Raw genomic sequence first — 21,991 nt, 5'->3', positions numbered from 1 at the left:
TATCGCCCCCTTTATTCTACTGCAATCGATCCGACTTCTTTTGTGCGGATACGAATTGCTTGTTCTACTGGATAAATAAAGATTTTACCGTCACCAACTTTGCCGGTTGCTGCATCACGTAATAAAACTTCTACAATTGGATCTACTTTTTCGTCATCCACAATCATTTCTAGTTTCAACTTCGGTAAAAATTCAATTTCATAGGTATTTCCACGAAATAACCCAGTCCGGCCTAATTGCTTTCCGCAGCCAGCAATTTCAGAAACACTTAGTCCTGCAATTCCTTCCTGTGCCAGTCCGTCCCTAACAGCGCCGAAAACTTCGGGACGAATGATTGCTTCTATTTTCTTCATCACTACCAGCTCCTTGTCGTAATTTTAATTTACATGTTAAAACGGCATCAAAAACAGTGCAATTATTTTTTTGTAATGCATGTTATGTTTTGTTACACCGTATATTTCGCGTTTCGTAATAGTTTGCTAAAAAGGTTTTTATAAAAGGAATGAAAGCGGTACTAAAAAATGTGTCTAAAATGTGTACAGTTCGAAATTTTCTGATTATTCGTGTGAGGAAATCTAACATGAATACAGGAGAATGTTCAAACGCAAGAATTTGGGTATATAGTGTATACTAGGACTAATTATCAAAGCGGAAGAAGGGGTTTCTTGTGAGATCAAACTATGCAGATGATAGCTTAGCGCTACACACGGACTTATACCAAATCAATATGGCAGAGTCGTATTGGGCTGATGGTATACATAATAGAAAAGCAATTTTCGAATTATATTTTAGAAAATTACCTTTTGGCAATGGTTATGCTATTTTTGCGGGGTTAGAGAGAATGCTTGAGTATTTACGTGATTTTCGCTTCAGTGATTCGGATATTGCGTATTTGCGTGAAGTAGTTGGTTATAAAGAGGATTTTATCGAGTATTTAAAAAATATTCGGTTTACAGGGGATATGTATTCTATGGCGGAAGGTGAGCTTGTTTTCGCTAATGAACCAATTGTCCGCATTGAAGCACCATTAGTAGAAGCACAGCTAATTGAAACAGCATTACTTAACATTGTGAACTACCAAACTTTAATTGCGACAAAGGCTAGCCGCATTAAACAAATTATAAAAAATGAGGTGGCGATGGAGTTCGGTACACGACGCGCTCAAGAGATGGATGCGGCCATTTGGGGAACACGTGCAGCGTTTATAGGTGGATTTGCTTCAACTAGTAACGTTCGAGCAGGTAAACTCTTTAATATACCAGTGTCGGGTACTCATGCACATGCACTTGTACAGGCCTATAAAAATGATTATGATGCATTTCATGCCTATGCAAAACGTCATCGTGATTGCGTGTTCCTTGTGGATACTTACAATACGTTAAAATCAGGTGTGCCAACAGCGATCAAAGTGGCTAAAGAGCTTGGTGACAAAATTAATTTTATAGGAATTCGTTTAGATAGTGGGGATGTAGCTTTCTTGTCAAAAGAAGCTCGTCGTATGTTAGATGAGGCAGGATTCCAAAACGCTAAAATTATCGTATCGAATGATTTAGATGAATATACAATCTTAAACTTGAAAGCTCAAGGTGCAAAAGTCGATGTGTGGGGAATCGGCACAAAGCTTATTACAGCTTACGACCAGCCTGCTTTAGGGGCTGTTTATAAAATGGTCGCTATTGAAAATAATGAAGGGCAATTAGAGGATACGATTAAAATTTCTGCGAATGCTGAAAAGGTAACGACGCCAGGTCTTAAAAATGTCTATCGCATTATTGATAGAAAGAATGGTAAGGCAGAGGGAGATTACATTACGATGCAAGATGAAAATCCTCAATCAGAGGAGCGCATTAAAATGTTCCATCCAGTTCATACATTCGTATCAAAATTTGTAACGAACTTTGAAGCGAAGAATTTACAACAACAAGTCATTAAAAATGGCGAAATTAATTATCAAAATCCTACTTTAGAAGAAATGCGTGACTATGCAGCTGAAAATTTGGAGTTGTTATGGGATGAATATAAACGTGCCATGAATCCTGAGGAATACCCAGTCGATTTAAGCCAAAAATGCTGGGATAATAAAATGCGCAATATTGAAGAAGCTCGTGAAATGGTTAATCGATTGTAAAACGTAAGGAGTGAAGGTGAAATGACATTACAGCAAGAAATCATTAAGGAATTACGTGTATTACCTACGATCGATGTTCAGGAAGAAATTCGCAAATCCATTGATTTTTTAAAGGAATATGCTCAGCGTAACAGCTTTGTAAAAGGATTTATTCTTGGGATATCAGGTGGACAAGATTCCACATTAACTGGAAAGCTAACACAGCTCGCAGTTGATGAGTTAAATGCCGAGGCGGGAGAAGTAAAATATTCATTTTGGGCTGTCCGCTTACCATATGGTGTGCAGGCTGATGAAAAGGACTGTCAGGATGCGATTGATTATATAAAACCTACGAAAACCTTCACAGTAAATATTAAAAATGCCGTCGATGCTAGTGTACAAGCATTAGCTAATGCAGGAATTGAACTAAGTGATTTTGTAAAAGGGAATGAAAAGGCACGTGAGCGAATGAAGGTGCAGTATTCTATTGCTGCTATGAATAATGCTGTTGTGCTTGGGACAGATCACGCTGCAGAGGCTATTACAGGTTTTTACACTAAGTTTGGGGATGGTGGCGCGGATTTAATGCCAATCTTCCGTCTCAACAAGCGTCAGGGTAAACAAATATTAACTGCACTTAATTGCCCAGAGCATCTTTATTTAAAGGTACCAACTGCAGATTTAGAGGAAAATCGCCCTTCTTTACCAGACGAAGCAGCACTTGGTCTGACATATGATCAGATTGATGATTATTTAGAAGGGAAGGAGATCCCTGAGGAAGCTCGTAAAACATTAGAAGGACATTATTTACGTTCTCAACATAAACGTCATATGCCAATTACAATATTTGATGATTTTTGGAAGTGATATACATTTGAGGCTCATCACCAATAGTTGGAGATGATTTGTTAAGAGTGGATCTTCGTTCCGACTTGGCGACTCCTTGGGAATCAGCGTTACAGCTGAGACCCTGCCTTTAGTCGGAACGAAAATCAACCCCATATTATGAAAATAGGCAATATTCAGGAAAAGAGTTATGAGAAAAAGTGATTAACCCCACTTTTGAAAATAGCTCTTTTCTCCTTTTTTTATGTAAGTTGGTTCTGTATTATTAAGTTTAAGCATATAATGTCGATATAAATACCTATAGAGTTGATAAAAAGTAAAGGAGGGTAATTATTTATGAGGACTTCTAGAGTAAGTGCGACGACAAGTAGTACATTTCGTAAAGAGCAACAGTATTTACATGCAGGGGATATAAGCCACAATTTCGGGCAAAATCCGAAACAACAGTTTAAAAATAGTATGAAAAATAATAAAGATAAGAAGAAAACTAGCAACCCTAAACAATTTCAACAACGCTCCAATAAAATAGAGGCTAGTTATTTGGACGGTGCATACGATTTACAAATACGCAATGAATTAAATGAAACGGCCGTTAAGCTAAGTCGTGTCAGCAAGCAAAAGAAGCTTCTCAATAGTTACCGCTCTTCAATATAACTGATCGTGAATGGAACTCTTTACATCTTTCTTGATGTAGAGAGTTTTTTCATTTGGGGAAAGTTTACTGGAAGTTAGAAAAGAAGAATAATCCTATTGACTGGTCATCACCAAAAGTTGTGGATGACATTTTTAAAAACATATGCGCTATATTTTAGTTGATTGTAGTGGAGAATGGACGCCCCCCAGGAAAGCGCCCAGTCGGAATGGAAATCAACCACACGTTTTGCTGAAGAGGCTATTGACTATCAAAAATGGAAATTTAATATCCTTTATTCAAAATATTTGAAGTCAAGATGTTCAATGAATATTCAAGATAATTTTTCCAATCCTTCACAGTAATTTTTAACTTATTTCACAACTTGTGTGTAAAGTAGTTAGTAGTAACAGAAAAAAGAAATTGGGGGAAGTAGTTGTGAAAAAATTATGGTTACCTGCGCTAGCGGTAGTACTTTTACTCGGTGCATGTGGTACAGAAAAAGAGAAAGTTAAGGAAGAAGAAACTAAGCAAGAGGTTGCAGCGAATGAAGCAGAAGCGAAGGATAAAACTGAAAAAGAAACTAAAAAAGAAACTGCTGTAGCTGATTCACGTTTACAAGAGCCGAAAGAAGATACAATGTGTGAAATGTGTAATATGAAAGTGTATATGAAGGACGAAGAGATGGGTGAATTCTCTACTCAAGCAATTAAAGAGGATGGAACAATTGCCTTTTATGACGACATTGGCTGTTTAGTAAATGCCGAAGTTGCAAATAATGAAAAGAACGAAAAATTTGTCCGTGATTTTAATACAAAAGATTGGGTAAAGGTTGATGATGCAACGATCGTCAAAACAGACCTAAAATCTCCGATGAATTGGGGATATGTTTATTTCAACGATAAAGCTGAGGCAGACAAATTTATCGCTGACAATCCAACTGCACATGTAGAAGAATTACAAAAAATTAAAGACGATGCATTAGAGCGTCGTAAAAAGAAAATGAAAGAAAAAGCTGAAAAAGAAGCCAAAGGTGAATCTGACTCTATGCATATGGAAGAGAAAGAGAAGAGTCATGATGGTCAAGGGCATTAATCGGATGGACTAGGGGGAATTCCTCTAGTCTTTTCGTGCTGAACTGGGAGGTATGGGATTGGTGAAAAAAATAGGGTTTGCCTTATTGTTTTATCTATTTGTCAGCCAGACAGTGTATGCAGATTTCGATGTACAGAATGCAATTGATGCAGCCAAACCAGGAGAGGTCGTACATATTCCTGTTGGTCGTTACCATGGCAACTTCATCGTGACAAAACCGATAATGTTACAAGGTGAAGAGGGAACTGAACTTATTGCTGAAGGAAACGAGCCGGCACTTCGAATTGAAAATACTGCCAATATAACTGTAGAAAATATAACTTTATCAGGTAAAAACAAAGCTATTGTCGCTAGTAATGTAGATGGACTTGAGCTACGTAAATTACAAATTGAAGACGTTCATACCGGTGTTCATGTACAAAGTTCTAAAAATGTACGTATACATGAAGTTAATGTGACTGGTAATGAGGGGCATTATTCACAAAAAGGTAATGGGATAGCTGTTTTTAAGAGTGAGGACATCATTATCGAGGACAATACCATTGAGCAAGTACAGGACGGAATTTATGTAGAGGATGTAAAGCGTATCGTAGTTCAACGAAATAAGGTTACGAACAGTCGTTACGGTACGCATTTTATGTATACGAGTGATGCTGAAGCACTTTTTAATACATATCTTCATAATGTCACAGGTCTTATGATTATGATGACAAAAGACATTCTCCTTGAAAGTAATACAGTAGCGAATCATGTTGATTTTAATGGCTACGGAATGCTGCTATATGATGTACAGCAAGCGGAAATTAAGTTTAACACCATCAAAAATAATAGAACTGGTGTAGCACTACAGAAAAGTTCGAATGTTCAAGTTGAAACAAATGATTTTCAGATGAACCAAACAGCACTTGAGGGTACAAAGGTAAGTGAAGACACCACGGCTAGTAATAATAGCTTTACAGGTAATATTTTAACGGCGCGCTCCGATAAGCAAGGCTTTAAACTAGTAGGCAACTATTACGATGATTATTCGGGAATTGATTTAGAAGACAATGGTTTCGGCGATGTCCCGTACGTGGCTGTGTCAAGCTTTGGTCAATGGATGGTACGTCAGCCTGTTTACCAATATTTCGTAGAATCTCCGAGTGTCATTTTACTGACATCTCTTGATCGGCAAATCAACAAAACTGAAAAGAATATGCTAGTTGATAATACTCCGAGATTGGCGATGAAGGATACTGAAGAAAAGAATAAGATGAATGTGGTGCAAATGCTAGTAGGTTTATTCTTGACATTAAGTAGTTTATGGCTATGGAAAAGAGGAATAACAGAATGAAGAAATGGATCATGATTGTAATGCTATGTTGTGGTGTGTTGGTGGGGTGTAGTGAAAAAACATATGAGCCTCGTGAAATAGTTAGTGAAACCGATGTTTGCAAAATTTGTAATATGAGTATAGTTCACAATGCGTATGCTGGTCAGATTGCGCTGAAGAATGGTGATTATGAAATTTTCGACGACATTGGCTGTCTTATGGAATATATAGAAGCAAATGGAGAAGATGAGATTGGAGCTGCCTATATAAAAGACGCAGCAAAAGATGAATGGATTGACGTTTTTGAAGCTGTGTATGTGTACAACAAGGATTATTGGACACCGATGAATTATGGGGTAGTTGCATTCGATACGAAGGAAGCGGCACAGGAGTGGATGTCTAAAGAGGGTGATGGGCAGCTACTTACTTATACGGATTTAGATGATTTTAAATGGGGGATCCATGAGTAATGTATAGTATGCTTATCAAACTAGAATTGAAGCAAATGCTCAGAAGTCGTTGGATGCAACTGGTCGGTATACTTTTCACATTCGTTTTTACAGCTATCATTGTGATTCAGCAAATGGCACTGCCAGATGTAGAGGGCTTTACGCGGCAAACAGCCTCGTTTTTAAATGTATTGCTGTTTTTATTACCGCTTTTTATATTAACTATCGGAAGTATGAGTGTAGCTGGTGACGTGGAATCAGGTTGGTATTCTTTATTAAAGACATATCCGATGACACGTAAACAATATATTTTAGGAAAGTATATGGCATCCGTGCTTGCCTTTTTATTGGTCGTTGTAGTAGCGTTTGGGGCTATACTAGCGCTTGGTGGATTTTTAGGTGGAGTACGTCTACCGTTTATTTTCATTATCCTAACATTGCTATGTATATTCATTTTTGTGTCATTGGCCATTGCGGTTGGGGCATTTGCGAAAACAAGATTATTTGCACTGTCGTTATCACTTGTTTTTTGGTCAATCTTTTTGTTGCTTATTTCTTACGCTTTAATGGCTATTGGAACTGTCGTGGCGGGGCATGTTCTGCAAAAGCTGACAATTATAGCGATACACATTAATCCTGTAGAATGGCTACGCTTTGGCTATTTCATTTTTACGGATCAGGCTAGCGTGCTTGGACCAGCATTTTATAATATAACGCAGTTTTATTCATCACCATTAGGTTACGCAGTGTACGTGGCGGTGACATTGCTTTGGATAGTATGTCCATTAGCTTATGCTAGAGTCCGTTTATCTTCTTTCAATGAAAGAAGATAAAGCCTCCGGCGGATGTCACAGAATCGGAAAGGAGTTCTTTGTGCAAGCACAAAGTCGATTCTGGACGCAATTATGCCGAGGCATAATTGATAGAAAGGAGATAGAAGATGATGCTATTAGAAGCAAAGGAATTATCGAATATCTATGACAATAATAGAGGTCTTCAAGAAGCCTCCTTTTCTTTACAGGCGGGGCGTATTTTAGCGCTTGTAGGAGGAAATGGTGCTGGAAAGAGTACTTTAATTCGCCTGTTAACTGGCCAAGAAAAGCAAAAATCAGGAGAGATAATATGGCATAAACCACAAGCTATTCGATACATGCCTGATGATGTGGATTTTCCGTCCATGTTAACAGCAGTAGAAATTTTGCAGCTTCTTGCCTCTTTGAAGAAAATTGATAAAGAACAACAAGAAGATGTACTAAGACGCGTTGCTTTATGGGATGTTCGAAAGCAAAGAGTGAAGCATTTCTCAAAGGGCATGCGTCAACGGCTTAATCTCGCCCAAAGCTTACTTGGCGATGGCTCGCTGCTTATTTTAGATGAGCCGACAAATGGCCTTGATCCGTTTTGGATAGCAGAGCTGAAAAAAATGATGCTAGAGGAAAAAGAGAGGGGCAGTACCGTAATATTTTCCACGCATTTACTTGCTTTTGCGGAGGAAATAGCAGACGACGTGTTAGTTTTACATGAAGGAAAAATACTTATTTCTGGTAATTTAAAGGAAATACTTTTACAAGAAGATTCATCTTCTTTAGAGAATTTATGGTTAAAAAAATTAAATTTGTAACATTTTGATAGGTAATGACGTTATACTAGGAGATAGGCTTGTTTGAACGAGAATTCAAACAAGCCTTCTTTCTCATTCTAAGGTTTTATTACCACTATTATATAATTGTGTTACAAAACATATTTCGTTATGCTTAAGAAAGTTATCATGCAATTCAAACAATTGTTGGATGAAATAGGAGGTTTTTTGAATTATGAGTTCACACATACAAGATGTATTAGAAAATATAGAAAAAGTAATGATAGGCAAAAGAGAGGTTGCGGAGCTTAGCATAGTAGCCTTGCTGGCAAGGGGACATGTCTTGCTTGAGGACGTACCTGGTGTCGGTAAAACGATGATGGTACGAGCACTGGCAAAATCCTTTGATGCACAGTTTAAAAGGATTCAATTTACACCTGATTTATTGCCGTCAGATGTTTTGGGGGTATCCATTTATAATCCGAAAACGTTGGAATTCGAGTTTCGACCTGGTCCGATTATGGGAGATGTCATTTTAGCAGATGAAATTAACCGTACATCTCCGAAAACACAGTCTGCTTTACTCGAAGGAATGGAGGAAGCATCTGTCACTATTGATGGTAAAACGTTAACAATTAACCAGCCGTTTTTCGTTATGGCCACTCAAAATCCAATTGAGCATGAAGGCACATATCCGTTACCAGAAGCACAGCTTGATCGTTTCTTGCTAAAAATAAAGATGGGCTATCCTACACGAGGGCAAGAAGTGGAGATTCTACGTCGTGCTGAACATGGTAAGCCGATTGAAAAAATTGAAGCTGTGCTAACCGTTGCACAATTAATTGAATTACAGGAACTTGTACAAGGTGTACATGTTGAAGGATCTGTTAAAAACTATATGGTCGAGCTAGCGACTCAAACAAGGGAAGATAGTTATGTGCATTTAGGAGTGAGCCCTCGGGCAACAATTGCCTTAATGAAAGCCTCACAAGCTTATGCATTTATAAAAGGGCGTAGTTATGTTATTCCTGACGATGTCCAATATTTAGTGCCGTTTGTCTTTAGTCATCGTTTAGTATTAAAACCAGATGCCCGTTATGATAACGTGGCGGCAGAGGAAATTATTGAGCGTATTATTGCGAAGACACCTGTGCCAACGAAGAGGTTTGCTGAGCAATGAAGAAATGGCAAACTTTTATAGAGAAAAGTAAACATTTCTTATTAGTATCTTTGTTAATGATCGTAACGTTTTGTTATGCCATGTTCCAAGGTGGATTTGTCAGCTGGTTCGTATTTTTTACGGTTAGTCCATTTTTGTTATATGCATTTGTTTTCTTACTAGTAAAAGAAGATATTCTCCTTGTGGAACGCAAAATTGAGCCCTCTCATATTGAAAGTGGGCAATCTGCTAAGGTTACAATTTCGGTAGAACGAAAAACACGTTTTCCGTTTGCTTATATGATGATGGAGGAACTTGTGAACAGTGAAGCCCTTGTTCAATCGAAGGTGCAAGGAACGAATGCTATTAAGTTTGTAGGCTTCAGGAAAAAATTTAGTTGGAATTATGTACTGGAAAATATGCCCCGTGGCGAGCATCGTTACTTAGGTGTTAATATTGTTTTCTGTGATTTTTTTGGCTGGGCAAAAAAGAAAGTTGCGGCAGAAAAGGAACAAGTCATTTTAATTTATCCGAGAGTACGAGAAATGAGGTATGCCGCACTTCAAACCAAATTTGATGTTGGTACAATGATGTCACCTTATTCGATTGTTAAGGATACATCAATGGCTGTTGGCTTACGTGAATACGTTCCAGGTGACCGTTTTTCGTGGATTCACTGGAAATCATTTGCGAAAACACAAACATTGCAATCTAAGGAATTTGAAGATCGTCAATCACAAGAGTTATTGTTGGTACTCCATGCCGAAAAGTCTCCGTTATTTGAAGAAAAAATTGAGCTTGTGGCATCGATGTTACAAACAATTGTCGAAGAACGAGGAGATATTTCATTTGTTTTAGCTGGTACCAACACGAAGGTGTTTCCAATTATTCAAGGTAATAAGCAGCTAGATCAAGTAATGTATCATTTAGCTGCTTTAAAACCTGCGGAAACTGTCAAATTCCAATTACGAGATCAGCAAGTCTTTAAGCATGTTGCAACGTTACTGTATGTTACGAGTGAAGTATCAGATGAATTACTTCATAATCTTGCTAATATGGTGAAAAACTGTATTTGTTTTGTAGTAGCGAAGGAGCCACCTATGCAAACAGAGTTAGCAAAGCGTTATAAGCAAATTCAACTTGTGCATGTAGATCCAACAGATTTTTATCATTTGTTCACGGAGGTGATGAAGCCGTGAAAAAATCACTAGGAAATTTTATAGAACTAGCAATAGCATACGTAATTATTTTTCTAATTTTACGTGAATGGCTTATTCCTGTAATGGAGCTAACAAATACAGGATTTTTACATTTATTTTTAGTGTTTATTGGTTTATCACTAGTACTTAGCTTATTTCAAGTACATCCATTACTTTCGGGATTAGTGAAATTTGGCTATATTACTTGGTTTATAGTGTTTACTTATAGTGAAAATCCATTGATATCTGGACAGACATTACCTTTTTTAATAAATGAATGGAAATGGAATATGACAACCATTCTTTCGGGCGATTTTGGACAAGTATCAGATGCGTTTAGGACTACGCTATTCCTTGTGCTTATTTGGATGTTAATATATCTAATTCACCACTGGATAACTGTGCGGAAAAATATATTCTATTTCTTTGTGTTAACGGTATTCTTTATTGCCACACTAGATACATTTAGTGACTATGATGGAAAAGTGGCCATTGTTAAAGTTATTGTGCTTGGATTAATGATGACTGGCTTTCTTTTTGTCAAGCGCTTATGGCTTCAAACAGATGCACCAAGCAGTATAGGAAAGTGGAAACTTGTTATACCGATGATTGTTTCGGTAATGCTTGTTAGTACAGTGGCATTCTTTTTACCTAAGGCAGGACCGACTTGGGCTGATCCAGTGCCTTTTATTCAAGGGGTTGCAGGGCAAGGGGACTCAGGAACAGGTAAAAAAACAGTTGGTTACAGCGAGGATGATAGCCGATTAGGGGGGCCGTTTCAAGGTGATAATACACTAGTTTTCACAGCAACTTCCCGTGATCGTCATTATTGGCGGATAGATACAAAGGATACTTATACATCGAAGGGCTGGATTCTTTCAGAGGGGAACTTTGGAAAAAATGTTTATCAGAACAATAACCCTATCCTAACTTCGTTACAAGTTGGAACTCCTGAAAATGAACGCCAGATTCAGATGGACATTGCTACTCCAATGCCATTTTTAATTCAAACGTATGGCATGATATCTGTTTCTGCTCAAGATTCACCTCTGTTTATTCAGGATGGACGTACTGAAAAAATAGCAATAGAACAACAAAATGGCGAGTCAAAATCATTGTCTAACTATACGATAGATTATAGTGAGCCAGTATATAGCATGGAGCAGCTCCAAACGTCAAAACCATCCATGCTAGGAACATTAGATTCGTCCTTTGATCGTTTTTTACAGTTGCCAAATACACTTCCACAACGTGTAGGGGATTTAGCGAAAGAAATCACACAAGATAAGGCTTCGGTATATGATCAAATAAAAGCAGTTGAGAGATATTTTTCAACGCATGGCTTTAGATACGATAAAACAGATGTAGCAATCCCTGCTGAGGATCAAGATTATGTTGACCAGTTTTTATTTGATACTAAAGTGGGTTACTGTGATAATTTCTCAACAGCAATGGTAGTGCTCCTACGTTCCGCGGGGATACCCGCACGCTGGGTAAAAGGCTTTGCACCTGGTGAACCTGGTCCGATGTCAGATGGTTTACGTGAATATCGAATTACGAATGATAATGCACATTCGTGGGTGGAAGCATACGTACCTGGAACAGGCTGGATGGAGTTTGAACCAACGATTGGCTTTTCGAGAAATATTAATATTGATTATGATATAAAGCAAGACACTCCACAGCAAGAGCAAGAATTGCAGCCAGAAAAAAAACAAGAGCTACCAGAGAAGAAAGAGCAAGAACCAAAGAAAGAAACATCTAGCCAAACAACACTTAGCTTAGATGCAGTATGGACATGGTTTAAAAAACTTACTTATGTATGGATTGCTCTAGGCATTTTGATGATCATCGCTGGGATTACTCTGTTTATGCAACGTAAAACGTGGATACCTAAAATGCAAGTACGTGCATATCGTAAAAAAGAAGCGAACTGGACAAACTTTGATGCTTCTTATCATGCGTTAACGAAGCAACTATCTCGTATTGGATTACGCCGAAAAGAAGGCGAGACATTGCGAGCATTTGCTGAACGAGTTGATGCATCGTTAGAGACAGAGCAGATGCAAAAACTGACCGCTGTATATGAACAACATATTTATGGCAAGGATAAACAAGAGGTTGATTTTATAAAACTGAAAGAAAGTTGGGAATATTTAATCAATCGCACTATCAGTTGATTTTGATGGGTACAAAGAGTAAAATGAAAAAAAATTATATATGATTAGGATTGCTTTCATATAAGTTCGATAATAAGGTTCGGATGTTTCTACGAAATCACCATAAATGATTTCTCTATGAAGGTGAATGTTTTGGATAGGTGAGAAGGTTAGTAAAATACTTGTCTTTGCTACGCATTCGCCTTTGTAAATTTAGAGCTTATGAACGCGTAGGAAGTCTTTACTTTCATACGCGTTTTTCTTTGAACATATGAAAAGTTCCTTTAAAAATAGTAGAAGAGGTGGAAATATTGTCAGCTAGCCCTTTATTAAAAGAGCAAGAAAAAATCGTCGTTCTTGACTTCGGTAGCCAATTTAACCAATTAATTACGCGTCGTATCCGTGAATTTGGTGTATTCAGTGAGTTACATCCACATACGATTACGGCAGAAGAAATTAAAGATATGAACGCAGCAGGTATTATCTTTTCAGGTGGTCCAAACTCTGTATATGATGCAAATGCCTTCCATGTAGACCCGGCTATTTTCGAATTAGGCTTACCAATCCTAGGTATTTGCTACGGTATGCAATTAATGGCACATACACAAGGCGGTAAAGTAGAAGGTGCTGAAACACGCGAATATGGTAAAGCTGAGATCCAAGTAACAGCTTCAAACAAACTATTCGGTGAGTTACCAACAGAACAAATCGTATGGATGAGCCACGGTGACCATGTAACAGAAGTGCCTGCTGGCTTTGAGGTAATCGCAACAAGTGCTGCTTGCCCAATCGCTGCAATGGCAAATGTAGAACGTAAACTTTATGCAGTACAATTCCACCCAGAAGTACGTCACTCTGTATACGGTAATGATTTATTACGTCAATTCGTGTTCGATGTTTGTGAAGCAAAAGGCGACTGGTCAATGGCAAACTTCATTGAGCTTGAAATCGCGAAAATCCGCGAAATAGTAGGTGACAAAAAAGTATTATGTGCACTTTCTGGCGGTGTAGACTCTTCTGTAGTAGCCGTATTAATTCATAAAGCAATTGGTGATCAGCTTACTTGTATGTTCGTAGACCACAACTTAAACCGTAAAGGTGAAGTTGAACAAGTAATGAAAACATTCACTGAAGACTTTGACATGAATCTTATTAAAATTGATGCACGTCAACGTTTCATGGATAAGCTTGCTGGCGTTTCTGACCCAGAGAAAAAACGTAAAATTATCGGTAACGAATTTATTTACGTATTCGATGAAGAAGCGTCTAAACTTGAAGGAATGGACTTCTTAGCACAAGGTACACTTTATACAGATATCATTGAATCTGGTACAGCAACTGCCCAAACTATTAAATCACACCATAACGTTGGTGGTCTTCCAGAAGACATGCAATTCAAATTAATTGAGCCACTTAACACATTATTTAAAGATGAAGTGCGCGCATTAGGGCTAGAGCTTGGTCTTGATGAAAAAATCGTTTGGCGTCAACCATTCCCAGGTCCTGGTCTAGGTATCCGTGTACTTGGTGAAGTAACAGAAGAAAAACTAGAAATCGTACGCGAATCTGATTTCATCCTACGTGAAGAAATCGCCAAAGCTGGTCTTGATCGTGACATCTGGCAATACTTCACGGTATTACCGGACATCCGTTCAGTTGGCGTAATGGGCGATGCTCGTACGTATGACTACGCAATCGGTATCCGTGCGGTAACATCTATCGACGGTATGACTTCTGACTGGGCACGCATTCCTTGGGATGTATTAGAGAAAATCTCTGTTCGCCTAGTAAACGAAGTAAAACACGTGAACCGCGTGCTGTATGATATTACATCTAAGCCACCTGCAACTATTGAGTGGGAATAATTAAATAACAGCTAGAAAAAGCTTGGAGAGCCTTATCTAATAAGGTTTCTACCAAGCTTTTTTGTTTTGTGATACAAGATCTGATACCATAAATCTAAATAAAAGAAATATTTGGTTAGTATATCTTTATCTGGCTCATCACCAAAAGTTGTGGATGACATTTTTTAAAATATACGCGCTGTATATTAGTTGATTTTCGTTCCGACTGGGCGACTCCTTGGGGATCAGCGTCACAGATGAGACCCTGCGGCGAGCATGTAGAGGAACGAAGACCTGGATTTATCGAAACAAAATCGCTCATTATCGAAACTATTTGAGCTTTTATCGAAACAAAATCTCATTTTATCGAAACTATTTGGGCTTTTATCGAAAAACAAGCTCTTTCTAGCAAAGAAATCAACCACACGTTATGGTGAAGAGCCCTATATCCTACTATGCTGATTACAGTATATCTTTTTTAGATTTAAAACTATTAAAAAGATATACTAGATACTTTATTAATAATGTTACTTATTGTGCTCTTGAAACTCTTTTTTTAAGGATAATACTTGCTAAGCTTTAGGTATAGTAAACTAATGAATATAAATAGCTCTATGTAGTTGTTTAGTTTAGATTAGGGGGATTGAAATGGGAAAAAATATAGCGATGATTCATACACTTGCTGTTGGTATGCCGAAAGAATTGCATTATAGTAATGGGCGTTCAATGATTACAGGGATTGAAAAACGAAAAATACAAGAAGTTTATTTGTCTGCTCGTGGATTTGAGGGGGACGATGTAGCAGATAAAAAACATCATGGTGGTCCTGACCGTGCCGTTTGTTTATATCCTGCGGAGCATTATATACAATGGGAACAGGAAATTGGTAAACCGTTGCCGACAGCGGCATTCGGTGAAAACTTAACAGTAACGAATATGTTGGAAGCTGATATTTGTATTGGCGATATTTATAAAATAGGTGATGCTGTCATCCAAATTACCCAAGGACGTGTACCATGTAGTACGATTGATAAATATACTGAGGTGAACATATTACTCAAACGTTTAATTGAAACAGGCTATACGGGCTTCCTTGCGCGTGTACTGGAAGAAGGGAAAATCTGTGCAGATTCAAAAATTGAATTAGTGGAAAAGGACCCTGCGCGTGTTTCTGTCTTGCACTGCAATGAAGTGTATTTTAAAAACAAAGACGCACTTGCGATGAAACGTATACAAGCAGTTGATGCATTAGCAGAAGATTGGAAACAAAAATTAGAAAAAAGAATTCAGCTCTTGCAAAGTAAAGTAATGAATTAAACATATGCCGATCAAGAGAGCTCTCCTGTAATCGCTGTATTATAATCTGCTAGAATTCGAATGGATTCTAGCGGATTTTTTCGTATGAGTTTCAATACAGATAGATAAAAGGGGTAAATTGTTAAATGCATTCACTTAGTACTTTGTGAAAGTTGAGTTATAAATAAAAATTTTCTATGCATAAAAATAAGTATATTACGTAAGTGAAGTGAATAGACCTATGGTGAAAAACGGTAAAGGCACTCTGTTTGAGTGATATTTACTGTTTTTTTGTTGTTGTATAAAGATAAATGAAATGGAAAAAATATAGAATTTGTCTGAATTGAATGAACTAAAAGTCCTTAATTGTTTAGAATTTGTTTAGTGTCTGAATATATAATAAGTCCATAAACCTAAAAGGTGGTGAGTTCTATTATAAAAGACATAACAAAAGTAGGACTGATACATGAAAAACTGTACACCACAATTCATAAGTCGTCGTGATTACCTATACTGTGGAGTACTTATTAGAATGTATTCATTTATGGAAACAAGTGATTTAAAGGAAAGAGGGATCAACCTATTGTTTGTGACATATCTTTCTGACATTAAGAAAGGATATAAATCGTCAGTAAACACTAACAGGTATCTCTCTAGGCTTAGAAAAGGAGAGAAACATGAAAAAAATAAACATAGCAGTACTCTTATTGCTGCTCGTATTTCAAACAGTACTATCACCAATTTCAGTGTTTGCGAGTGAAGTGGACCAAAATAATGGAGCACATGAAACACTTGGAACAACTGAAGCAAAAAGTTCAGAAGAACCATCTGTAGTAGAAAACGGACCAGAAGCTAATGAAAGCGCTGGTGTAAATGATGGGGCAGTAGGAGAAGAAAAGAGCGTTGATTTACCTGAACAATCAGGAGAACCAAATGCTCCTACAGAAAAACCAAGTACCCCTACAGAAGAATCTAAAACTGTCGGGGAAAATAGTAACTCAACAAAATCCGAACCAATTAAAGAGGATAGTAACTCAACAAAACCAGCACCAACTGAAGAAAATGGTAACTCGGCAAAACCAGTACCAACTGAAGAAGGTGTTTCACCAGAACCAACCGAACCGAATGTTTCTGTTGTAGATAAAGCACGAGAACTAAGTCATGCAGGATTGCTTGATAGTGCCGAAATTAAAAAAACAGATTTATCATACGGTGAACAAACAGGAATTCTTGTAAAATTTAGTGAAAAGTCTGATGTCAAATTAAAAACAGGCGATACACTTACGATGACATTGCCATCAGAATTAAGAGGGTTCAATTCGACTATTGAACTAGAAGATTACGGTTCGTGTAATGTGACTGGTGGACAAGTCGTATGTACGTTCAATGACAAAGTAGAGTCACGTGAAAACATTAGAGGTTACTTTGAATTTACTATTCAAGCAACAAATGTAGAATATGGAAAATCGAAAACGATTAATACGGACTTTGGAACAGATTTAAGTAAGCAAGCTGTAACAATTACGCATCCAAGTGGTGGTTCTTCTCCAGGAGTCTTCTTCTATAAAGCAGGAGATATTCAGCCAGATAAATCAGATGAAGTTCGCTGGTTCCTAAACTTCAACTTAAAGAGAGAAAGCCTTGAAAGTGATATCGTTTTACACGATCAATCGCAAGGTGGTCAAAAAATACAGCGAGATAGCTTTTATATCAGCACAAATGGCAATTTAGGTGATCGCTATTTCACACCTGCAGAGTTTGAAAGCAATGGGTATGGACATGTGCATTTTGAAGATGATAATTCATTTGAAGTAGTGATTAAACAAGAACATGCAAGCTCAACATCATTCACTGTAAGTTATAAAACAACTATTACAGCTGAAGGGGTAAATGAAAAATATCTGAAGAATGCATATGATTTGACTTACACAGTCAACGGCCAAGAGCCAGTATCTGAGAAAAACATGGTTGAAGTAAAAAATGTTTTTTCTAATGGCTGGGCTGAGGGAGATTTGCCAGACAAAGGTACATTAAGAATACTAAAACATATAGAAGGTAATAAAGAGCAAGTCATTCCAGGTGTTCAATTCAAAGTTTTCTCAAAAGATGGTCAACAAATTGGCGATCAATATACAACCAATGACAAAGGAATTGTAAAAGTACCAAACTTAAAAGCTGGTGATTACTATATAAAAGAAGTATCAGCTCCTAAATATGTAACGTTTGATGAAAATGAGGAATTTCCATTTACAATAGAAGCTGGCGCTACAAAAGGTGTAGAAGTAGCAATTGGTAACAGTTTAAAAAAATTCTCAATTGAGGGAACAAAAACTTGGGAAAACGATAGTGAACAAGATCGCCCTTCAGACATCAAAGTAGATTTACTAAAAGACGATGAGGTTATTGCTACAAAAACAGTAACAGCAGAAAACGGTTGGAAATATAACTTCGGTAACTTAGATCAATACACAGCAGGCGGTAAAGAAATCAAATATGCTGTGAAAGAGCAACCAGTAGAGGGATATGAGTCTAAAGTTGAAGGTTATGATATTGTAAATACAAAAATCCCTAAAGGATCAATTGTTTTAACGAAAATAAATGCTGATACGAAAGAAAAATTAGAAGGCGTTGAATTTGCGTTAATTGACGATCAAGGCAAAGTAATTAAAGAAAAATTAGTAACTAATAAAAATGGTCAAATTAAAGTAGATAACCTAAGTCCAGGTAAATATGCGTTTGTGGAAACAAAAGCATTATATGGATATAAACCTTTACATGAAAAAACTGAGTTTACAATTGAGCACGATAAAGAAGATGTTCAAGTAACGGTAGAAAATTCCTATAACAAGACAACTGTAGTGTTGACAAAACATAGTAAAAATGAACAAGGTCCAGTATTACCTGGTGCAGAATTCAAACTCGTTAATCAAAAGGGCGAAGTAATTGTATTAAAATTAGTAACAGATAAAGACGGTCAAATTAAAGTAGATAACCTAAGTCCAGGTAAATATGCGTTTGTGGAAACAAAAGCACCAAAAGGTTACCAACTTGATGCCAAACCAATCGAATTTGAAGTTAGTTTGGTAGACAAAGAATCTGTTATTCAGTTAAAAGCATTTAATCAAGTTGAACCAAGTGAAAAACCGACAACACCAGAAAAACCGGTGGAGCCAAGTGAAAAACCGACAACACCAGAAAAGCCGGTGGGGCCAAGTGAAAAACCGACAACACCAGAAAAACCGGTGGGACCAAGTGAAAAACCGGTAACACCAGAAAAACCGGTAGAACCAAGTGAAAAACCGATAGAACCAATTGAAAAAACATATGACCCTAAATATGAGGGTAATGTAGTAGAGGAACCAAAGCCAGAACAACCGGTGGAACAGAATGGAACGAAAGACTCCGAGGATACAGGTAATGTAGAGGATCAAAAAATTCCAGAGAAACAAGAAGAACAACTGGTGAAACCGATTGAAAAAACATATGATCTAAAAAATGCGGGTAATGTAGTAGAAAAGCAAATCAACAAAGATGTTCAAAATGTAAAAGCTGACAAAGAGAAGCAACAAACTTCAAATGAACGCTTACCTCAAACAGGGGAAAGTAACGCAACTTTATATCAAGTAATTGGTTTAGTCTTAGTAGCTTTAGCAGGTTTGTTATTACGACGCAGAAAAGAAATTTAAAAAAGTCACATCAGAAAAGCGCGAAAATCAACGTTTCTAAAATTGATTTTCGCGCTTTTTAAGGTTTTGAGCAGTTATGTAATCTATATTCCTACACCGTCCATTTAGTGGTTGAGTTGACGGTATTCGATAATATATAGGTTGTATAGTCTGCGAAGTCGTTCTGTACTGATAGAGCTATCATATTAAAAGATGTTTGAAATATAGCTGTAAGTACGATCGTTTTAACAGCGTACTTTAAAGCGTCTGTATTGATGGAGCATGCAATTAATGGTTCTGAATTTATTGATGAGCAGTGAGGTAGTTTTGCAGACGGTTTGCCGTTTGAATGTGCACAAAGAATATTTGATTTTCAAGATTAATATAAAAATAAACGTTAATTTTAGAGAACATGAACATTAAATAAGTATTTTACACGAACTTTCGTATTTTATTTATGAAAAATGTTCGGAAATAGGGTTGAAATCTGAAAAATGAAATGATATATTACGATTGTAAATTAAATAAGTCGTCGTATAATGTCGGGGATAAGGCCCGTGAGTTTCTACCAAGTTACCGTAAATAACTTGACTACGATTTTAGTTATATATATCAATGTATAGAAACTAATCAATTTCACACAAAAACGGTGATGAAATGTATCGTAGACATGCGACTAGTAGAGTAGTCAGCGTGTCTTTTTTGTTTTCGATATTGAAGACGACCATACGGAGGATTTCTTTAAAATGAAAAAGTATTTCATGTTCGATGAATTAGGAACTAATTATCGCCGCGAAGTTCTTGGTGGTTTTACAACGTTCTTAGCAATGGCTTACATTTTAGTGGTAAACCCAGTAACATTGACATTAGCGAATGTAAAGGATTTACCAGACGCTTTACGTATGGATTATGGAGCAGTGTTTGTTGCAACTGCAGTGTCAGCAGCAATTGGTTGTTTTATTATGGGGATCTTGGCAAAGTATCCGCTCGCTTTAGCACCAGGTTTGGGACTTAATGCATTTTTTGCTTATACAGTAGTATTAGTAAATGGTAGTCCGTGGCAGCATGCACTAGCAGCAGTATTTATTTCAGGTCTATTTTTCTTATTATTAACATTAACAGGCTTACGTGAAAAATTAATTAATGCTATCCCTATGGAATTAAAATTAGCAGTAGGTGCTGGTATCGGTTTATTCATAGCTTTTATTGGGATGCAAAATGCACACATTATAGTTAAAAATAATGCAACTTTAGTTGGTATCGGTAATTTACACGAACCACAAGTATTGCTAGCGATTTTCGGTATTATAGTGACAGTTATTTTAATGGTGCGTGGTATTAAAGGCGGCGTATTCTACGGAATGGTAATAACATCAATCGTTGGTATGTTTACAGGCCTAGTTGATTTGCCTGAAAAAGTTGTATCAGCACCACCTAGCATTTCACCAACGTTTGGAGCGCTATTCAGTTCTTTCTCTGACCCAAGCTTTTATACATTATCAATGCTGTCAGTAATTTTAACTTTCTTATTTGTTGACTTCTTTGATAATGCAGGGACATTGATTGCGGTAGCTAACCAAGCAGGATTAGTTAAAGATAATCGTTTACCACGCGCGGGTAAAGCTTTAATTTCTGATTCAATTGCAACGATTATTGGTTCAATTTTGGGTACATCTACTATTACATCTTATGTCGAATCTTCTTCAGGTGTAGCAGCTGGTGCCCGTTCAGGTTTCGCTTCAATTGTAACTGGATGTTTATTTTTATTATCACTATTCTTTTTACCGTTGTTAGGAGTTGTTACTCCAGCTGTTACTGCTCCAGCATTAATAATAGTAGGAGTTTTAATGGTTTCTTCTTTAGGCCAAATTGCTTGGAATCGTTTTGAAATCGCAGTACCATCATTCTTAACAATGATTATGATGCCGTTAACATATTCAATTGCAACTGGTATTGCAGTAGGTTTCATTTTCTATCCATTAACAATGATTATTAAAGGGAGAGCGAAAGAAGTAAATCCGATTATGTATGTCTTCGCGGTAATCTTCTTATTGTATCTAGCAACTTTATAAAATAGAAGCTGTTCACAAATTCGATTTGACGATATTTGTGAGCAGCTTTTTTTGTTGGGAAGAATAATTTTTTACAGAAACATTTATATAGGAAAGGATTCATTTTTCTATGAATTCAATTTCACGGAATTATTTTTCTTTTTAAATACGGTTGTATTACTAGAAGATTAGTGATATATTTAAACACGTTGTTACGAAACATAAACAACAACATAAAAAATACTAACATAAAGAGTTGACGTAGAGTTAACATTATGTTAAAGTATAGAAAGTCACTTAAGCGTGACAGAATAATGAACCTTGAAAACTGAACAAGCAAAACGTAATCAATAAAGTTTTTAGTAGCTAACCTTGAGTTGGTGAACGAAACAAAATTTTGGACATCAAACATGATGCCAGCAAAACAATTTGAGCTAATCAAATTTCTTTTTATGGAGAGTTTGATCCTGGCTCAGGACGAACGCTGGCGGCGTGCCTAATACATGCAAGTCGAGCGAACAGAGAAGGAGCTTGCTCCTTTGACGTTAGCGGCGGACGGGTGAGTAACACGTGGGCAACCTACCTTATAGTTTGGGATA

The 21,991-nt window shown here is 37.0% G+C and carries 16 protein-coding genes, 1 rRNA gene and 2 riboswitches; of the genes, 16 read left to right on the top strand and 1 reads right to left on the bottom strand.

Annotation, left to right across the window (positions count from 1 at the left end):
• Positions 1-11 precede the first annotated feature (11 nt).
• On the bottom strand, positions 12-353 hold the full coding sequence (locus QRN68_RS07405; protein WP_068986411.1) for a P-II family nitrogen regulator: 342 nt from the start codon (positions 351-353) through the stop codon (positions 12-14).
• 314 nt (positions 354-667) lie between these two features.
• Between QRN68_RS07405 and QRN68_RS07400 the strand changes: the two genes are divergently transcribed.
• From QRN68_RS07400 to QRN68_RS07325, 16 genes are all read left to right on the top strand, one after another.
• Positions 668-2,128 (top strand): nicotinate phosphoribosyltransferase, encoded by a 1,461-nt coding sequence (locus tag QRN68_RS07400; protein WP_285396127.1) that lies wholly within the window; start codon positions 668-670, stop codon positions 2,126-2,128.
• A gap of 21 nt (positions 2,129-2,149) precedes the next feature.
• Positions 2,150-2,974, top strand: a complete 825-nt coding sequence (gene nadE / locus QRN68_RS07395) for an ammonia-dependent NAD(+) synthetase (RefSeq protein ID WP_285396126.1) — start codon at positions 2,150-2,152, stop codon at positions 2,972-2,974.
• A gap of 315 nt (positions 2,975-3,289) precedes the next feature.
• Positions 3,290-3,607, top strand: coding sequence for an NAD synthetase (locus tag QRN68_RS07390; protein WP_285396125.1), 318 nt, complete (start codon positions 3,290-3,292; stop codon positions 3,605-3,607).
• Between the two features lie 415 nt (positions 3,608-4,022).
• Positions 4,023-4,679, top strand: a complete 657-nt coding sequence (locus QRN68_RS07385; RefSeq protein WP_285396124.1) for a nitrous oxide reductase accessory protein NosL — start codon at positions 4,023-4,025, stop codon at positions 4,677-4,679.
• A gap of 52 nt (positions 4,680-4,731) precedes the next feature.
• Positions 4,732-6,012 (top strand): right-handed parallel beta-helix repeat-containing protein, encoded by a 1,281-nt coding sequence (locus QRN68_RS07380; RefSeq protein WP_285396123.1) that lies wholly within the window; start codon positions 4,732-4,734, stop codon positions 6,010-6,012.
• Positions 6,009-6,461 (top strand): nitrous oxide reductase accessory protein NosL, encoded by a 453-nt coding sequence (locus tag QRN68_RS07375; protein WP_285396122.1) that lies wholly within the window; start codon positions 6,009-6,011, stop codon positions 6,459-6,461. The genes QRN68_RS07380 and QRN68_RS07375 overlap by 4 nt, the downstream gene beginning before the upstream one ends.
• Positions 6,461-7,273 (top strand): ABC transporter permease, encoded by an 813-nt coding sequence (locus tag QRN68_RS07370; RefSeq protein WP_285396121.1) that lies wholly within the window; start codon positions 6,461-6,463, stop codon positions 7,271-7,273. Before QRN68_RS07375 ends, QRN68_RS07370 begins: the two co-directional genes overlap by 1 nt.
• Positions 7,274-7,380: 107 nt before the next feature.
• Entirely contained in the window at positions 7,381-8,061 is a 681-nt protein-coding gene (locus tag QRN68_RS07365; RefSeq protein ID WP_285396120.1) for an ABC transporter ATP-binding protein, read from the top strand.
• Positions 8,062-8,254: 193 nt separating this feature from the next.
• Entirely contained in the window at positions 8,255-9,199 is a 945-nt protein-coding gene (locus tag QRN68_RS07360) for an AAA family ATPase (protein WP_285396119.1), read from the top strand.
• The gene (locus QRN68_RS07355) at positions 9,196-10,377 is read left to right on the top strand and encodes a DUF58 domain-containing protein (protein WP_285396118.1); all 1,182 of its coding nucleotides are present in this window, start codon (positions 9,196-9,198) and stop codon (positions 10,375-10,377) included. Before QRN68_RS07360 ends, QRN68_RS07355 begins: the two co-directional genes overlap by 4 nt.
• Entirely contained in the window at positions 10,374-12,557 is a 2,184-nt protein-coding gene (locus QRN68_RS07350) for a transglutaminase TgpA family protein (RefSeq protein ID WP_285396117.1), read from the top strand. The genes QRN68_RS07355 and QRN68_RS07350 overlap by 4 nt, the downstream gene beginning before the upstream one ends.
• Positions 12,558-12,593: 36 nt before the next feature.
• Positions 12,594-12,695, top strand: a riboswitch (purine riboswitch).
• Positions 12,696-12,847: 152 nt separating this feature from the next.
• Complete coding sequence (guaA, locus tag QRN68_RS07345; RefSeq protein ID WP_285396116.1) at positions 12,848-14,401, top strand: glutamine-hydrolyzing GMP synthase; 1,554 nt, start codon at positions 12,848-12,850, stop codon at positions 14,399-14,401.
• Positions 14,402-15,028: 627 nt separating this feature from the next.
• A complete protein-coding gene (locus QRN68_RS07340; RefSeq protein WP_285396115.1) occupies positions 15,029-15,697 on the top strand; it encodes an MOSC domain-containing protein in 669 nt (222 codons plus the stop codon).
• Positions 15,698-16,353: 656 nt separating this feature from the next.
• Positions 16,354-19,362: a SpaA isopeptide-forming pilin-related protein gene (locus tag QRN68_RS07335; protein ID WP_285396114.1), complete on the top strand. Its 3,009-nt coding sequence runs from the start codon at positions 16,354-16,356 to the stop codon at positions 19,360-19,362.
• Positions 19,363-19,853: 491 nt separating this feature from the next.
• Positions 19,854-19,955, top strand: a riboswitch (purine riboswitch).
• A 132-nt stretch (positions 19,956-20,087) separates the two neighbouring features.
• Positions 20,088-21,413 (top strand): NCS2 family permease, encoded by a 1,326-nt coding sequence (locus QRN68_RS07330; protein ID WP_285396113.1) that lies wholly within the window; start codon positions 20,088-20,090, stop codon positions 21,411-21,413.
• A 428-nt stretch (positions 21,414-21,841) separates the two neighbouring features.
• Positions 21,842-21,991, top strand: a 16S ribosomal RNA gene (locus tag QRN68_RS07325); the annotation flags it as partial.

It is taken from the genome of Lysinibacillus sp. fls2-241-R2A-57, assembly GCF_030209535.1.
Lineage (GTDB): Bacteria > Bacillota > Bacilli > Bacillales_A > Planococcaceae > Lysinibacillus.
This window is presented reverse-complemented; position numbering and strand designations above follow the sequence as displayed.

Coding starts and splice junctions, on each gene's coding strand:
- QRN68_RS07405 (WP_068986411.1), bottom strand. CDS start 353: ATGAAGAAAATAGAAGCAATCATTCGTCCCGAAGTTTTCGGCGCTGTT.
- nadE (WP_285396126.1), top strand. CDS start 2,150: ATGACATTACAGCAAGAAATCATTAAGGAATTACGTGTATTACCTACG.
- QRN68_RS07390 (WP_285396125.1), top strand. CDS start 3,290: ATGAGGACTTCTAGAGTAAGTGCGACGACAAGTAGTACATTTCGTAAA.
- QRN68_RS07380 (WP_285396123.1), top strand. CDS start 4,732: ATGGGATTGGTGAAAAAAATAGGGTTTGCCTTATTGTTTTATCTATTT.
- QRN68_RS07375 (WP_285396122.1), top strand. CDS start 6,009: ATGAAGAAATGGATCATGATTGTAATGCTATGTTGTGGTGTGTTGGTG.
- QRN68_RS07370 (WP_285396121.1), top strand. CDS start 6,461: ATGTATAGTATGCTTATCAAACTAGAATTGAAGCAAATGCTCAGAAGT.
- QRN68_RS07365 (WP_285396120.1), top strand. CDS start 7,381: ATGATGCTATTAGAAGCAAAGGAATTATCGAATATCTATGACAATAAT.
- QRN68_RS07360 (WP_285396119.1), top strand. CDS start 8,255: ATGAGTTCACACATACAAGATGTATTAGAAAATATAGAAAAAGTAATG.
- QRN68_RS07355 (WP_285396118.1), top strand. CDS start 9,196: ATGAAGAAATGGCAAACTTTTATAGAGAAAAGTAAACATTTCTTATTA.
- QRN68_RS07340 (WP_285396115.1), top strand. CDS start 15,029: ATGGGAAAAAATATAGCGATGATTCATACACTTGCTGTTGGTATGCCG.
- QRN68_RS07335 (WP_285396114.1), top strand. CDS start 16,354: ATGAAAAAAATAAACATAGCAGTACTCTTATTGCTGCTCGTATTTCAA.
- QRN68_RS07330 (WP_285396113.1), top strand. CDS start 20,088: ATGAAAAAGTATTTCATGTTCGATGAATTAGGAACTAATTATCGCCGC.